Origin of the sequence: Pseudodesulfovibrio cashew (assembly GCF_009762795.1) — a bacterium.
Lineage (GTDB): Bacteria > Desulfobacterota > Desulfovibrionia > Desulfovibrionales > Desulfovibrionaceae > Pseudodesulfovibrio > Pseudodesulfovibrio cashew.
The window spans coordinates 3,118,747-3,133,213 of sequence record NZ_CP046400.1; the positions used below are offsets into that span (position 1 = coordinate 3,118,747).

The 14,467-nt window shown below is 56.7% G+C and carries 14 protein-coding genes; 4 read left to right on the forward strand and 10 right to left on the reverse strand.

The genetic code is table 11. The annotated features are described in order from the left end of the window. Positions 1–8: 8 nt before the first annotated feature. Positions 9–1,340 carry a magnesium transporter gene (gene mgtE, locus GM415_RS14225; RefSeq protein ID WP_158949292.1) on the reverse strand — a complete coding sequence of 444 codons (1,332 nt, stop codon included), beginning with the start codon at positions 1,338–1,340 and terminating at the stop codon, positions 9–11. A 162-nt stretch (positions 1,341–1,502) separates the two neighbouring features. Between mgtE and nadC the strand changes: the two genes are divergently transcribed. Genes nadC through nadB form a run of 3 tightly spaced genes read left to right on the forward strand, consistent with a single transcriptional unit; the run spans position 1,503 to position 5,027 of the window. Continuing rightward, a complete protein-coding gene (gene nadC, locus GM415_RS14230) occupies positions 1,503–2,372 on the forward strand; it encodes a carboxylating nicotinate-nucleotide diphosphorylase (protein WP_158949294.1) in 870 nt (289 codons plus the stop codon). 11 nt (positions 2,373–2,383) lie between these two features. Then, the gene (gene nadA / locus GM415_RS14235) at positions 2,384–3,424 is read left to right on the forward strand and encodes a quinolinate synthase NadA (RefSeq protein WP_158949296.1); all 1,041 of its coding nucleotides are present in this window, start codon (positions 2,384–2,386) and stop codon (positions 3,422–3,424) included. A 16-nt stretch (positions 3,425–3,440) separates the two neighbouring features. Next, a complete protein-coding gene (gene nadB, locus GM415_RS14240; RefSeq protein WP_158949298.1) occupies positions 3,441–5,027 on the forward strand; it encodes an L-aspartate oxidase in 1,587 nt (528 codons plus the stop codon). 363 nt (positions 5,028–5,390) lie between these two features. Here the strand turns inward: nadB and GM415_RS14245 are convergent, their stop codons facing one another. From GM415_RS14245 to GM415_RS14275, 7 genes are all read right to left on the reverse strand, one after another. Then, a complete protein-coding gene (locus GM415_RS14245) occupies positions 5,391–6,854 on the reverse strand; it encodes a TrkH family potassium uptake protein (protein ID WP_158949300.1) in 1,464 nt (487 codons plus the stop codon). After that, on the reverse strand, positions 6,855–8,222 hold the full coding sequence (gene trkA / locus GM415_RS14250; protein WP_158949302.1) for a Trk system potassium transporter TrkA: 1,368 nt from the start codon (positions 8,220–8,222) through the stop codon (positions 6,855–6,857). Positions 8,223–8,392: 170 nt separating this feature from the next. Next, positions 8,393–9,052: a nitrite/sulfite reductase domain-containing protein gene (locus GM415_RS14255; RefSeq protein WP_158949304.1), complete on the reverse strand. Its 660-nt coding sequence runs from the start codon at positions 9,050–9,052 to the stop codon at positions 8,393–8,395. 23 nt (positions 9,053–9,075) lie between these two features. Beyond that, positions 9,076–9,741, reverse strand: coding sequence for a nitrite/sulfite reductase domain-containing protein (locus GM415_RS14260; protein ID WP_158949306.1), 666 nt, complete (start codon positions 9,739–9,741; stop codon positions 9,076–9,078). Positions 9,742–9,744: 3 nt separating this feature from the next. Continuing rightward, complete coding sequence (locus tag GM415_RS14265; protein ID WP_158949308.1) at positions 9,745–10,062, reverse strand: cupin domain-containing protein; 318 nt, start codon at positions 10,060–10,062, stop codon at positions 9,745–9,747. A gap of 9 nt (positions 10,063–10,071) precedes the next feature. Then, positions 10,072–10,866 carry an ATP-binding protein gene (locus GM415_RS14270; RefSeq protein ID WP_158949310.1) on the reverse strand — a complete coding sequence of 265 codons (795 nt, stop codon included), beginning with the start codon at positions 10,864–10,866 and terminating at the stop codon, positions 10,072–10,074. Between the two features lie 30 nt (positions 10,867–10,896). Beyond that, the gene (locus tag GM415_RS14275; protein ID WP_158949312.1) at positions 10,897–12,213 is read right to left on the reverse strand and encodes a 4Fe-4S binding protein; all 1,317 of its coding nucleotides are present in this window, start codon (positions 12,211–12,213) and stop codon (positions 10,897–10,899) included. Between the two features lie 102 nt (positions 12,214–12,315). Between GM415_RS14275 and GM415_RS14280 the strand changes: the two genes are divergently transcribed. Beyond that, entirely contained in the window at positions 12,316–12,990 is a 675-nt protein-coding gene (locus GM415_RS14280) for a Crp/Fnr family transcriptional regulator (RefSeq protein ID WP_158949314.1), read from the forward strand. A gap of 68 nt (positions 12,991–13,058) precedes the next feature. Here the strand turns inward: GM415_RS14280 and GM415_RS14285 are convergent, their stop codons facing one another. Further along, positions 13,059–13,907 carry an ABC transporter substrate-binding protein gene (locus GM415_RS14285; RefSeq protein WP_158949316.1) on the reverse strand — a complete coding sequence of 283 codons (849 nt, stop codon included), beginning with the start codon at positions 13,905–13,907 and terminating at the stop codon, positions 13,059–13,061. A 196-nt stretch (positions 13,908–14,103) separates the two neighbouring features. Next, complete coding sequence (rpsT, locus tag GM415_RS14290; protein WP_158949318.1) at positions 14,104–14,370, reverse strand: 30S ribosomal protein S20; 267 nt, start codon at positions 14,368–14,370, stop codon at positions 14,104–14,106. Positions 14,371–14,467: the final 97 nt, after the last annotated feature.

Consider the following 14,467-nt stretch of genomic DNA (forward strand, 5'->3'; position numbering starts at 1 on the left):
AATCCGGCTCACAGGATGAACAGCGTGGCCAGCCCGAGAAAGCTGAAAAAGCCGATGGAGTCCGTGATGGTGGTCAGGAATATTGAGGACGCCTGGGCAGGATCACGTCCGATCTCCTTGAGAATCAACGGAATGGATGCACCGGCCAATGCGCCTATGAGCATGTCGATAATCAGGGCTCCGGCCATGCATCCCGCCAGCATGATGTCACCTGTGGCAATGAATATTACGGCCAAAACCATGGATGAGATCAACGCACTGTTGATGACACCGATCTTGATTTCGCGCAATACCGCGAACCACGCCTTCTTGCGATCGAATTTTTCCATGGCGAGCTGGCGGATCATCACCGCCAGAGCTTGCTGCCCCGTATTGCCAGCCTGGTTCGATACGATCTGCATCAGAGCGGCGAGGAGCGCCATGGCCGCGATGGTGGCGTCGAACAGATGGACGACATAGGCGGCAATGGCAGAGTTGACCACGTTGAGGATTAGCCACGGGATACGCTTCTTGACGGAAAAAGTGACTGGAGAATCCGTGGTTTCATTTGCGCCGGCACCGACCATGGTCTGCATGTCTTCGGACGCTTCTTCATGGATAATGTCAATTACGTCGTCAACGGTGACAACGCCCAGAAGACGGTTTCCGAAATCGACTACGGGAAGGGCCAACAGGTTGTAGTGCGCGATGAGGTGGGCCACCTCCTCCTTGTCCACGTTGTACCCAACCGTGATCAGGTTCTGGTCTTTGACCATCTCGCGTAGGGGCACTCCCCTTTTGGCCAGCAGGAGATCGCGCAGGGAAACAACACCGACCAACCGTTCCTTCCGGTCGGTCAGATAGGCGTAGTAGGGAACTTCCTTATCCTCGACCTGTTCTCGAATCTGGCCGATGGCCTCGTCCGGAGCGAGGTCCTGGTCGAGGATGACGACCTCTGTATTCATGACACCGCCGGCGGTGTCCGGGTCGAAGGTGAGCAGCGTCTTCAGCTCGGCCCGTTCCTCCTCGGGAACGCGACGCAACAAGGCCTGGCGGTGTTCCTCATCGAGGTCTTCCAGCAGGTCGGTCGCGTCATCAGGGGCCATTTCCTCCACGATGCGCGCGGCAAGCCCATGATTCAGATTCTGAATGAGAATCTTCTGGTCATGGTCTTCCATCTCCGCAATGGATTTGGCGGCATCCCTGATGGGGAGCTGTTTGATGAACTTGACCTGGTCGATGATGTCCAGACCTTCGATGGTCTCGGCGGCATCGGCCGGGTGCAGGGATTCCAGTTCGGCGGCGGTCAGGCCATCGTTGAAATCATCCTGCTGTTCACGGATTTCCTCATGCTTGCTCATGGTGAGAATCCCTAGCCCAAATCACTGTTCAGGTCAAAGCTTTCCCCTCCATTCCATGTTATATATTTGTGAAATATTTCATAAACCAAACCAGATTCGAGGTGAAAAAATTCCGCTCCCCTACTTGCCTTCCACTAGGTAACGTAATATTGAAAACCCATCATGCCCACCAATCTCTTTGATGAATTTTTCCAGGCTGAGGCACGCATGTTCCTGCTGGCGACCATCCGGATCGCGCTGGCCGAGGACGGCTCCGATTTGACCTCCATGGGCGTCTTCAACGACAGCGACATGGCCCAGGCAATGATAGTGGCCAAGGAGGACACCGTGGTGTCCGGCCTTCCCATCATTCCCATGGTCCTTGAGTTTGGCGGAGAGGATTGCCAGGTCCACCTCAATGTTGACGATGGCGATCGCGTCTCGCCAGGCACCATGGTTGCGGCCCTGCAAGGCCCGACTATCCAACTGCTCAAAGCCGAGCGCGTCATCATGAACTTCCTTTGCCATCTGTCCGGCATCGCCAACCTGACCGCCCGGTACGTCAAGGCCCTCGAAGGCACCAGAACTCAGCTTCTGGATACACGCAAAACCTTGCCCGGACTGCGCTTCCCGGAAAAATACGCCGTGCTCTGCGGCGGCGGGAAGAACCATCGCCTGACGTTGCAGGACATGCTCATGCTTAAGGACAACCACATCGACAGGGCCGGGTCCATCACCCAGGCAGTAGAAGCCCTGCACCGGGCTCACAATCCCTGCCCCCCCATCGAAGTGGAATGCCGCAACCTCGACGAGGTAAAAGAAGCCAGCGCATGCGACATAAGGCGGATTATGCTCGACAACATGGATGCCGAGACCGCCAAAGCCGCCCTTGAACTTATTCCGGACTCCATAGAGACGGAAATCAGCGGCAACGTCTCCCTGGAAACAATCCGTGACGTTGCGGAAGTCGGGCCGGACTACATCTCCGTGGGCAAACTGACCCACTCCGCTCCTTCGTCCGATTTCAGCATGCAATTCGTACCGTTAGCTTAGAGAGGAACACTGTGGAAAAGTCCATCGAGACCATCGAATCCATCCGAAAAGTCATGGGCGAGGACCTCGCCATCCTCGGCCATCATTACCAGTCCGACGCGGTCATAGCGCATACAGACATCCGTGGCGACTCACTGGAACTCTCCCGCAAGATCAGTCCTCTCAAGGCGAAATACATCGTTTTCTGCGGCGTTTATTTCATGGCCGAATCTGCGGCCATCCTCCAGCGTCCCGACCAGAAGGTCTTCATCCCGGACACCGGTGCCTCCTGCCCCATGGCTGACATGGCCGAGGCCGGACGGGTGGAAACCGTCCTCAACCTGCTCGGCAAGTCCGGACGGAAGATCATTCCGCTGACCTACGTAAACTCCTCGGCCGCAGTTAAAGGCGTTGTCGGCCGCTTCGGCGGCTCGGTGTGCACCTCTGCCAACGCCAAGACCATGCTCGATTGGGCTCGCAAGCAGGGCGATGCCGTCCTCTTCCTGCCAGACAAGCACTTGGCCCGCAACACGGCCAACTATCTCGGCATCCCCGAGGAAAAACGGCTGATACTGCACGAGGCGGTCATCGACGGCGATCCCAACCTCTACGTGGACCCGGCCGAGGCCGAGGACAAGGAACTGATCATCTGGCCCGGCTACTGCCCCATCCACGAAGAATTCACCTTGGACGCCATCGACAATATCCGCAGGACCGAACCCGATGCCAAAATCGTGGTTCACCCCGAATGCGATCCCTCGGTGGTCCAGGCCGCCGACGGCAACGGGTCCACCACCTTCCTGATCAAGTATGCAGAGGAGGCCCCTGCCGGCTCCACCATCTATATCGGCACCGAGGAGAACCTGGTCAGCCGACTGGCCGAGCGCTTCAAAAATGAAAAGGTCATCAAGCCTCTGAAGGTCAGCCTGTGTGAGGACATGGGCAAGATCACACTGGAGAATCTCGCCGCCCTCCTGGCGAATATTGAAAACGAAACTCCCGTGAGCGTCTCGGACGATGTGAAAGAACCCGCCCGCCTCGCCCTGGAACGCATGCTCGAAGCATGTGCCTAACCCTGCAGGGATCCAAATGAATGATTTTCGACTGTATTGCGACGCATTGATCGTGGGCTCCGGTATTGCCGGTAGCCTGGCCGCGCTGACCATGGCCGACCAGGGCCTGGACGTCATCCTGATAACGGCCAGCGAAGACGTAACCGAAGGCAACACCGCCCTGGCCCAGGGAGGTATCGTCTACCGCAGCGAGGATGATGACCCGCGCATTCTGGAAAAGGACATCAAAATCGCCGGGTGGAATCATAACTATGCTCGTGCGGTCCGCTACCTCAGCCACTATGGCCCGGAAGTGCTCAAGAAAATCTTTCTGGACAAATACAAGATCCCATTCAATCACCGGGAACCGGGAGACTGGTTCCTGACCAAGGAAGGCGGGCACTCTCTGGCGCGCATCCTCTATTGTGACGACCACACGGGCAAGAACATCATTGACGTTCTTACTGCTGAGGTGACGGCCCACGATAACATCCGCGTCCTGACGGGCAGGACGGCAATCGACCTGCTGTCCACCCAGCATCATGCTCGCCATATGGATTTCAAGTATTCCCTGTCCAACCAGTGTGTGGGGTCCTATGTCTTCAACCAGACGCTTGGGGCGGTGGAAACGATCATAGCCAAGACCACCCTCTTGGCTACGGGTGGCATAGGCCAAATATACCTGCACACGACCAATACGTCGGGCTCCATCGGTTCCGGCCTGACCATGGCATTCAGGGCCGGAGCTCGGCTCATGAACTGCGAATATGTCCAGTTTCACCCCACCGCCATGTACGGAGGCTCCAAACCCGGCAAACGGCGCTTCCTTGTCTCCGAGGCAGTACGCGGAGAAGGCGCGATTCTGATCAACGCCACGGGCGAAGCCTTCATGCCGAAGTACGACTCCCGCGCCGACCTAGCCCCGCGCGATATCGTGACCAGGGCCATCATGGACCAGATGCTTCACTCCGGAGACAGCTGCGTCTATCTGGATGTATCCAAGGTCAAACATGACGTGCAGAAACGCTTCCCCACAATCTACGAACGGTGCCGCTCCATAGGAGTGGACATGCGGACTGATCCAGTGCCGGTGGTGCCTGCGGCCCACTATTTCTGCGGTGGTATCCTGGTTGACACGCGTGGGCGCACTACCTTGGACAGGCTCTACGCCGCCGGGGAATGCAGTTGCACTGGCGTGCACGGCGCCAACCGACTGGCCAGCACCTCGCTCCTCGAAGGTATGCTTTGGGGATACAGCGCTGGAATGGACATGGCCGCCCGTTGCCGCAAGAAGACCATTAGCCGCAAGCTTGATGACTCGATCCCCAATTGGGTGTCCGGTGGCGAACTTCACGACGAAGACCCTGCCCTGGTGGCGCAGGACTGGTCCAACATCCGCAATACCATGTGGAACTACGTGGGCGTCTCGCGCACCCGCGCCCGCCTCACCCGCGCCGTTACCGATCTGCGCAAGCTGACCAAGGACCTCCAGGACTTCTACAAGCAGACCGCACCGAGCAAACCGATTATCGACCTGTTCCACGGCTCCCAGGCTGCGTACATCGTCACCCTGTCGGCTCTGCGCAACAAGGAAACCAAAGGCTGCCACTTCCGCACCGATTAGGTTCCGCACTGCGGCATAGCACTACAGGATGCAAGCTCTTCTTCGTTAAGTACGAAAACGAGAATTGCGCCCTTAGACGCGCGACGCGCCTGCCATTCTACGACCTACGTGGCCAAGGAGACCTTCCATACTTCCCCACAGCTGCCTCTATGGGATGTAATTCAACACCCTCTCCTCAAGCCTGAAATCCTTGCGGCACTTCGACTCTGAAAATACTATAGACTTTCGACACCAATCATTCATTCGTACACACAAGCGATTTGAGCATATCTCCCACACAGCTATAGGGTACTGAGGTCTCCCTCGGCTCGATTCGGTAACTGGGAAGTGTTGCGGGCTTTCTGGGAAAGCGAATGGGCGTGGTTACTTGCGCCAAAATTCAGGCACAAAGAGAATGATGACCGTATAAATTTCAAGTCGCCCCAGGACCATGCAGAAGGTCAGGACCCACTTGGCTGTATCGGGCATCCAGGCGAAGTTGTCGGTGGGGCCGACGCCGCCGATACCGGGGCCGATATTACCGATGCAGGCCAGTGACGAGGCAAAGGAAGTGACCACGTCCACCCCTGTTGCGGCAACGGCGAAGCCGGCCAGGACAAACAGCCCAATCCACAGGACGAAGAATCCCCAGACACCGCTGAGCACGTCGTCCTGCACAACTATCTTCCCCATCTTGACCCGGTTGACGGAGCGGGGATGGATGAGCCGGAACAGCTCCTTGTAAGAATGCTTGACGAGCAGCATCATGCGCATGACCTTCATGCCGCCGCCCGTGGAGCCTGCACACCCTCCGATAAACATGCAAAACAGCAAAATGGCCTGGGCGATCCCCGGCCATAGTTCGTAATCGGCCGTGGCAAAGCCGGTAGTGGTCAGGATGGAGGCCACTTGAAACGAGGTGTAGCGCACGGCATCCGCAGTGTTGTCGTAGTTCCCGCCAATGTACACGGCAACGCTGATAACAGCGATAAAAACCGCCACCATGGCAACGAAGACCCGGAACTCGGGGTCCTTTATCATTTCGCGCGGCCTCCACTTCAGCAGCGCATAATGCAGGGTGAAGTTAATCCCGGCGATAAGCATGAACACGGTAATGATATAGTCGATATACGCCGAATCAAACGCTGCGACCGAGGTATTCATGGTCGAAAAACCGCCCGTGGCCATGGTCCCGAATGTGTGACAAAGGGAATCAAAAAAGTCCATTCCACCAAGCATTAGCAGAATCGTCTCCACCAGGCTGAACAGAAGGTAGACCTTCCACAGGGTCATGGCCGTGTCTTTGATGCGAGGTTTGAGCTTGTCCGGCGCCGGGCCCGGAACTTCGGCCTTGTAAAGCTGCATGCCGCCAACGCCGAGAAATGGAAGGATGGCCAGGGAAAGAACGATAATGCCCATGCCCCCGAGCCAGTGAGTCAGAGAGCGCCAGAACAGGACGGGCCGGGGAATGGATTCGATGTCAGCGAGGACTGAGGAACCGGTGGTGGTGAACCCGGACAGGGATTCAAAAACGCAATCCACCACCGAATCAAACGTGCCGCTAAGATAAAACGGCAGCCCCCCGAAAGCTCCTGCAGCGAACCACCCGAGCGCGACGATGGCCATGCCTTCACGGTGCGACATGACCGATTGGGACTTGGAGGCTTCCGGATCACGAAACAGAAAAAACAGGACAACACCGGATGTTATGGTGATGGCCATGGCCAGAGAGAGGGCCGAGGCCGTGCCGTCGTGGTAGTAGAGGGCCCAGGCAACGGGAAAGACCATGGTCATACCGACGCAGGCAATCAGAGCGCCGATGACATGCAGGACGTATTTCCAGCGCATCTAGAAGAACTCCACCTTTGCAGTCAGGACCTTCTCGACCTTGGGAATATTCTGGCGGGTTGAGATGATAATGAGTTGGTCCTTGGGCTCAATCAAGGTATCACCTCGAGGAATGACAACTTCGTCCCCGCGCTGGAAACAGAGAATCAGGCAACCGCGCGGAAAGTCGATATCCTTGACCTTCTTTCCGACAATGGGAGAATCCTCGTGGGCGATAACCTCAAGCGCCTCGGCCTCCTCTCCCCTGATATTGACCGAGGAGATTATCCTGCCCCGCCGTATAAAGTGCAGAAGCGAATTGATGGCCGACTGCCGAGGACAGACCACATAGTCGATGCCGATGGGCTCGATTAGCGGCATATAGCCGAAATTATTGACGCGGGTAACCGTCCGTTTGGCACCCAACGATTTGGCCAGCAGGCAACTCAGGATGTTGGTTTCCTCATCTCCGGTCACGGCGATGACCATGTCCATATCCTGAATGTTCTCCTCCCGCAGGATTTCCTGATCGGTGGAGTCCCCCATGAGCACAATAGGCCTGTCCAGCTTCTCGGATAAAAACTCGCAGCGCTTCTGTCGATTTTCCAGCAATCGCGTGTGGTAAAATTTGTTGTCCAGCGCCTTGGCCAGGCGAAAACCGATATTGCCACCGCCAATGATAAGCACCTCTCGCACGGGCTCGGTGGCCACGCCAAGACGGGAAACGATCTCCTCCTGGTCCCGGATGTCGCAGACGAAGTAGATGACGTCACCCTGCCGGATCTCGTCGAGACCGCTGGGAATGATCAACTCGCCGTTGCGCACCAAAGCCGCAATAACGATGCCCACATCGTCACCGATCTTCCCGCGCAAATCGATCAGCCGGGTTCCTACCAGGGGGCTTCCATCAGGCAGATTTATCCCGATGAGCCGGATCTTGCCGCCCGCAAACTCGTTGATCTCCACGGCCCCGGGCACACTCATGAGCCGAAGTACCGAGTTAACCACTTCCTCGTCGGGGTTGATGACCTTGGTGATGCCCGCGCCTTCGTCCATGAGCAGGTGGCGATAGTCGGTGTACATCTCGCTACGCACCCGGGCGAGCTTGGTCATCTCCCGGTTCAACATATTGGCGAAAAAACAGGAGATAAGATTGATCTCATCGCTGTCGGTAACCGCAAGGAGAATATCCGCCTCCTCCACTCCGGCCTGCTCAAGAATCTCCGGGCTGGACCCGGAGCCGGTTATGGTCTGTACGTCGGAGGCCTCAGCCAACTTCCTGAGCGCTTCTGCGCTCTTGTCGATGACCACGACTTCCTTGTTCTCCACGGCAAGCCGACGGGCGATATGATAGCCGACTTCACCGGCTCCAATAATGATGATCCTCAACGATTTTCTCCTCGAAGCGTGAAAGTGCTTCCCAGTGTCTTCTACCTGTCTTTATCAGGTTGAGCAATATCGCTCAATTTTCCCGCTGTCCAGGTATCCTAATGAAATACAACAAAACAGGCGGCCCGAAAAATCGGGACCGCCTGCCTAAAAAGAATCGGGGAAACAACCTACAGGATGGCCGCCTTGACCGCGTCGATGCCGACTTTGGAAAGCAACATGGCCGAACGGGCGCGCTTGTTGCCATTCTCCCTGTAATATTCCATGAAACGGCCGACCAGTTCGACGACCTCACTCCGGGTCAGGTCTTCTGCCAGGACATCCGCGATCCGCGGTTTGCCCGAGGCATTACCACCCACGACCATGGTCCAGCCATTCTTCTTGCCGATCAGGCCGATGTCACGCACATAAGACTCGGCGCAACACATGGTGCAACCGGAGACACCAACCTTGAGCTTGGCGGGGAGTTCCTTGCCTACGAACATCTCCTCCAACTCCAGACCGAGTCCCAGGGAATCCTGTACGCCGAACTTGCAGACCTCGGTACCGGGACAGGCCTGCACATAGTGCACGCAAAGTCCAACCGCCGGGCCGATGTCCATTTTGAGGTCGTCCCATACCTGTTCGACCTGCTCCTCCTCCAGCCCAACCAGGGCGATGCGCTGGCCGGAGGTAATCTTCATGATGGGAATCTCGAACTTGCGTCCCACCCGGGCCAGGGCTTCGAGAACGTCTGGCGTCACCAGCCCTACGGGTGTGCGGGGAACGATGGCATAGGTTTTTTTGTCACGTTGAAGAATGGCTCCCTTGGGAGCGCCTTTATCCTGCATGTCAAACTCCTGAAAAAGTGACGTTAGGCGCCGTTTACGGCTTCCAGTACCGCATCAATACCTACCCGCTCGACAAAGCGTGCGGTGCGTTCCTTCTTCTTGGCGTTTTTCGCGTAAAAATCAAGGGCGTTGCCCACGATTTTCAAAGCTTCCTCGTCTGAAACGCCCTTGGCCAGGACATCACCCTTGCGCACGCGACGCCCCGCATTGCCTCCGAAGAGGACTGTCCAGCCCTTCGGCGTCCCTGCCAAACCGATATCTCGTACGTAACTCTCACCACAAGACATGGGGCAACCGGATACACCGGACTTCAGCTTGGCCGGTAGATCGAATCCGTTAAGAAACTCTTCAAGGCGGGCTCCCATCTCCATGGAATCCCTGACCCCGAAACGGCAGGAAGAATTTCCCGCACACGCCTGGACGAAGTACTTGCGCCCTTCGCCCACTAGGCCAAGGCGCTCAATGACTGTCCGCAGCTTGTCCTCGGGGATACCTATGAGCTGGATGCGCTGCCGAGCAGTCACTCTGACGCCTGGTAGACCGAATTCCTTGACGACCGCGTTGATGGTGTCAAGCTGCTCCGCGCTCACGTCCCCCAGCGGGGTCCGGGCCATGACCGAATAGAGTCCCTCCCCACGAGAGCGGCAGGCTCCCTTGGGGAGGGTTTCAATGTATTCTTGTGTTTTCATATATCAAATTGGGGGGGCTATGGTTACCAGGACGCGCATGTCCGTTGCCGCCCTGACTCCGTGGGGCTCGGCGATCTCCGAGACAAGCACGTCGCCTGTCCGGGCAGGCATGGACGAGCCATCCGCGCCGAGAAACTCTCCTTCGCCTTCAAGGATGGTCAGGGTCAACTCGCCTTCCAGATCGTGGGAATGAACCGGGAGGGATTGGCCCGCCTTGAAGTTGAAATTGATGACCTTCATGAACTCGGACTCATGCACCAGGTAATTGGAAAAGGTCAACTCCTTGAAACCATGTTCTTCAAAAAGCGCTATCTTCTTCATGGCAGCCTCCTAGGACTGAAACTCCAGAGGGACGGAACTCAGGATGGTTCCGGTCCGGGATATGGTCACCCTGATTGTGTCAACAGACTTGCCCGCCCGCTTGACGGCCTCGCCAAGAATGACCGACATGGAGGAACAGCACGGGACCTCCATTTCAAGGACAGTTATGGACTTCAGATCGTTTTCGCCTATGATTCCGGCAAGCTTTTCCACGTATTCCATCTGGTTGTCGAACTTGGGGCAACCCATAAGCACCACACGGCCCGGAACAAATTCGGCGTGATAGCCAGGATAGGCCGCGGCCACGCAATCGGCGGTCAGCAACAGGTCAGCCTCCTTGAGAAACGGCGCTGTGGGCGGTACCAGACGCAACTGGATGGGCCAGTGCGAAAGCTGGGAACCGCCTGCCGGAGCCGTAGCGGTAGGCACGTTGGCCTGACCGCAAGGGGTCAGGGCCTGCATGGCGGACCCGGGGCAGCCTCCCATGGGTCGGGGGCCTCCAGCGGGCTTGTCCAACCGCAGGCTTTCCGGATCGGGCATATGGCCGGGAACGGTACGTCCCTGAGCCTTGAGATGCTCGGCCACAGCTTCGGGGTTGAAGTCCTCAGCCTCTCGTACCTCAACCTTGAGCGCACCAGTGGGGCAATCGCCAAGGCAGGCTCCCAGGCCGTCGCAGTAGATTTCCTTTACCAGCTTGGCCTTGCCGTCCACGATGGCCAGAGCACCTTCCTCGCAAGCGGGGACACACTGTCCGCAACCGTTGCATAACTCTTCGTCAATGGAGATCATCTTTCTAGTAACCATCTTATTAACCTCACAATTTTACATAAACATCTATATTCTAGCCACACCCAGGAACAGGGCATGGAGACTGACAACCAAAACAATAAATACTGTCCGGGCCTGCTTAGGCGAAAGACCGGGGAAACGGTAGCCAATGCGCCCATGCGCGCAGGCGGGCACGCAGTCACCACAAAGGGTGCAAGAAATGGCGGGCTTGCCCTGCGCCACTGAAAAGGCATCCAGCGCGCTGTATCGGCAACGTGAGAAACACGCTCCACACCGGTTACAATCGTCATCGATCCGAATCCGCCACGGAGAGAGCTTGCCGAACACATTGGCAATGAGTCCCATGGGGCAATACGCGGTGCAATGGACCATCACCCCTGCCCGCCGGGAAACAATAGCCATGACACCCACGCCGGCCAGGCCGAAGAGCGCAGCAAAACCCACCGCTGTCGGACCGGACACGCCCAGAAGGCGCAGGCAAAGGGCCACGCCCACAGTCAGGCACAGGGTTCCCAGCCGGCCGTAAACGCTCAGGCGCCCCCACCGCGCATTGGGGACAGGGCGTCCGCCCCGTCGGCTCATGGCATCGTCCCAAGCTCCTATGTAGCAGAGATGTGAACACCATGCAGGACCGACCAGCAGGACCGTGACTGAAAAGAGAATGATCATGAAGAGCCCTTCCCCGCGGAAAACCGGTCCGGCAAGGATGAGCGCGGGCACCGGCAGATGCAGCGTCCCGGTCATGAGCATCCGGTCCAGCCCGGCCAGCCCCAGGAGAAGTTGTCCGAAAAAAACGGCGGAAAACAGACCCCAAATGCGCGGCCGCAATATCCGGTGTGAGCTGGCGTCAAGCATAAGGCCGCCGATCCATTGGGCATAGAACGAAAGCAGCGCGATCTCCAGCCATCCCCAGCCGGGCAGATAACGATCCGCCAAGAGGATCGGAAAGGAGACCTTGGCCCGAGCCATGGCCAGACCGAAAGCGGTCAATATGAAGATGGCCGCGCGGGGCAATGCTGTTGCCCTGCTCTTGTAAAAATACTCCCGACCTGTCTTGCCGAAAAGGACGAGGAGAGCCAAGGCATCAAATCCGATCACCCCGCCCATGATCCAAGCTAACCGTTCCCAGGACAATTGCATGGCCTGGCGGAACTGGATGAGCTGAACGGTGGCATCGGCCCAAATGAAGCCGCCCCAGAATAACGCAACCATTGCCGCAAGCCGCAACCATCCCCTGCGAGAAAAGACCAGCCCGGCCACCAGCCCGAATCCGGCTGCCAGACCGAAGTCTCCCTGTCTGAGCGCATGCGCCCCGAGGAGCAGCAGCGCAAGGATGGGTATGGCAATAATGGCGTTCTTCATTTCCGTTCTCCGTGTCCCCTTTCTGCCCTTTTCCTTTGACGAGGACTATGACTTAGGTCAACTTGTACAAATACCAATTGATTTTGAGGGGAGCCTGCATCTATGAACAAGTTGGAAGCGGTCAAATCCGTCATGTTTTTCGAAGGGTTGCCAGATGAACAATTCGAAAAACTCGCACAGATATCCATTATTAAAAAATTCGAAAAGGGCGAGCTTCTGTTCGAAGCCGACGTCCCGGCCCATGGTTTTTTTGCTCCCATTTCCGGCCGAGTAAAAATCTTTCGTACCTCTCCTTCAGGCAAGGAGCAGATACTGCACGTTTTCGGCCCAGGTGAGGCGTTCGGCGAAGTCCCGGTCTTCGAAGGTGGCACCTTCCCAGCCCACGGGCAGGCCATTGAACCCTGCAAGGCTCTCTTCTTTCCGCGCCGTGAATTCGCGGAAATGATCCGCAAGGACCCGGACCTGGGCATGAAGATGATGGCCATGCTCGCCCAGCGGCTGCGCATACTGGTCAACAAGATCGACGACCTGAGCCTCAAGGAGGCACCGTCCAGGGTGGCCTCCTATCTATTGCTGCTCCGTTCGTCCCAGGATTCCGACACCTTCAAGCTAGACCTGCCCAAGGGACAGATAGCCTTCTACCTGGGCACCATCCAGGAAACGCTGTCACGCATCTTCAAGAAATTCAGTGAACAGGAGATCATAGACATCGACGGCAAAGAAATTACCATCCTGGACCGGAGTCAACTGGAAGAGATTGCCAACGAAGGCAGATAGCCAAGCCTGAAATCAAAAAAGGGGGAAGCGTTCAGCTTCCCCCTTTTGGTTATTGTACCCTCTGTGATCTAATGATCATACTGCTTTGCGTATTCGGCATCATTGTACATACCCTCGCCGTACAAATCCTTGCCGTAGGATGCAATGATGCCCTGCCCTTCATCCGAAGAAAGGAACCTGATGAATTCCATGACCAGAGCGTGATTGGGAGCACCCTCAGGCGAAGCCAGGGCGTGATAGGTGTTGATGAGCATGGGATCGCCTCGGAACAGGATCTTGAGATCCTTCATCTCCTTTTTCCCGGCAACCCAGGTGGAGCTGTCAGTCATGAAGTAGCCCTTTTCCGCGTCTGCGCGCTTCAAGGTCGCCATCATGAAATCCTTGGTGATGACATACCAACTTCCGGAAGGTGTGATCCCGGCCTTTTTCCAAATAGCCAACTCCTTCTTGTTTGTGCCGGAATTGTCGCCACGCGACATAAACGGAGCCTTGGCCTTGGCAATGCGGGTATAGGCATCCGCCGCGTCCTTGGCACCGGCAATGCCCGCGGGATCGTCCGAAGGGCCGACAATATAGAATTCATTGGAACCTATCAGTGTGCGGCCTACGGCCCATCCATCAGCCACAGCCTGTTTCTCGGCGGCAGGAGCATGCACCATGCAGGCATCGACCTCACCCGCCTTGAGCAATGCCAAGGACTTGCCGGAACCGGCCTTGACCCAGCACATCATGGCGTCATGTTTGGCATTGAACGTTTCAGCCAACACTTTCAGCAAACCAAGCTCGCCGGGACTGCCCGTGGCCAATTTGTATACGGTCTTCCCTGGACCGTATTCTGCCTTGCACTGGACGCCTTCAGCATAGGCAACGCCAGTAAGCATGAGCAACATCAATACGAGAGACAAAATCCTTTTCATGAATACTCCTCCCTGGTTGGATTATGATTTTACATCCAATACCACAAATGAATTATGCTGAGCAATACACAATTCACCATAACTATGGAGCATCACGAACAATACGGTGGAAGTATACAATTACCACGACCCAACGCAAAAAGCCCGCCGCACGGAAGTGCGGCGGGCTGCTTTCGCAGAAATTGCGCAGATGAAGCTAGGCTTCGATCTTATTGATGGCTACCTGCAGGCGGGAAATGCGGCGCTTGGCCTGGGCAGCGTGGATAACGTTCTTGCGGGCGGCCTTGTCCAGAATGGAAGCGGCGGCCTTGAGAGCCTCGTTGGCCTTGGCGACATCCTTTTCCTCGATGGCAACACGAACAGCCTTGACGGTGTTCTTGATGCGGGTCTTGGAAATGCGGTTGCGGGCGCGACGCTTCAAGCTCTGACGGTGCCTTTTCAGGGCGGATTTGTGATTAGCCAAGGTAATTTCTCCTGATCAATGTATTTCGTAAAAAAAGCTTTTGCTTGTGATTCTTCCCAAAGGGAGAGCCTTTTATATGGACTCTGCCTCTGATGTC

What these genes read in the sequence shown, in the direction of transcription:
- mgtE (WP_158949292.1), bottom strand. Translation starts at nt 1,340, where the DNA reads ATGAGCAAGCATGAGGAAATCCGTGAACAGCAGGATGATTTCAACGAT.
- nadC (WP_158949294.1), top strand. Translation starts at nt 1,503, where the DNA reads ATGCCCACCAATCTCTTTGATGAATTTTTCCAGGCTGAGGCACGCATG.
- nadB (WP_158949298.1), top strand. Translation starts at nt 3,441, where the DNA reads ATGAATGATTTTCGACTGTATTGCGACGCATTGATCGTGGGCTCCGGT.
- GM415_RS14245 (WP_158949300.1), bottom strand. Translation starts at nt 6,854, where the DNA reads ATGCGCTGGAAATACGTCCTGCATGTCATCGGCGCTCTGATTGCCTGC.
- GM415_RS14255 (WP_158949304.1), bottom strand. Translation starts at nt 9,052, where the DNA reads ATGCAGGATAAAGGCGCTCCCAAGGGAGCCATTCTTCAACGTGACAAA.
- GM415_RS14260 (WP_158949306.1), bottom strand. Translation starts at nt 9,741, where the DNA reads ATGAAAACACAAGAATACATTGAAACCCTCCCCAAGGGAGCCTGCCGC.
- GM415_RS14265 (WP_158949308.1), bottom strand. Translation starts at nt 10,062, where the DNA reads ATGAAGAAGATAGCGCTTTTTGAAGAACATGGTTTCAAGGAGTTGACC.
- GM415_RS14270 (WP_158949310.1), bottom strand. Translation starts at nt 10,866, where the DNA reads ATGGTTACTAGAAAGATGATCTCCATTGACGAAGAGTTATGCAACGGT.
- GM415_RS14275 (WP_158949312.1), bottom strand. Translation starts at nt 12,213, where the DNA reads ATGAAGAACGCCATTATTGCCATACCCATCCTTGCGCTGCTGCTCCTC.
- GM415_RS14280 (WP_158949314.1), top strand. Translation starts at nt 12,316, where the DNA reads ATGAACAAGTTGGAAGCGGTCAAATCCGTCATGTTTTTCGAAGGGTTG.
- GM415_RS14285 (WP_158949316.1), bottom strand. Translation starts at nt 13,907, where the DNA reads ATGAAAAGGATTTTGTCTCTCGTATTGATGTTGCTCATGCTTACTGGC.